Annotated in this window: 1 protein-coding gene; it reads right to left on the bottom strand. The window is 44.0% G+C overall.

The window, feature by feature from the left end; translation table 11 throughout:
• Positions 1–7: 7 nt before the first annotated feature.
• The coding region (locus tag HG542_RS36230; RefSeq protein ID WP_218039101.1) for a hypothetical protein at positions 8–232 on the bottom strand (225 nt) is incomplete at its 5' end.

Here is a 232-nt window from a genome sequence, read left to right as displayed (position 1 = left end):
CTCATCGCTAACTTTGCAACAGTGCCTTTAACAGAAAACTGCCGTCAATCTGTTCGCCCTTCAACCTGAATGCGCCTTTAGGGAAAGTGCGAATAAGCAGGTCATTTCTTCCCAAGCTGACTCGTTGATTAAAATTTCGCGGATCTGGGCCGATTTTTTTCCCGCAAACACATCGAATCAGCCTATTTAGGCTATTTTTTCCACCATTTCTGGCGTTATTTCCGGTTTTTAC

Origin of the sequence: Streptomyces morookaense (assembly GCF_013030945.1) — a bacterium.
Taxonomy (GTDB): Bacteria; Actinomycetota; Actinomycetes; order Streptomycetales; family Streptomycetaceae; genus Streptomyces; species Streptomyces morookaensis.
The sequence above is the reverse complement of the archived record's forward strand: the minus strand, read 5'-3'. Positions and strand labels throughout refer to the sequence as shown.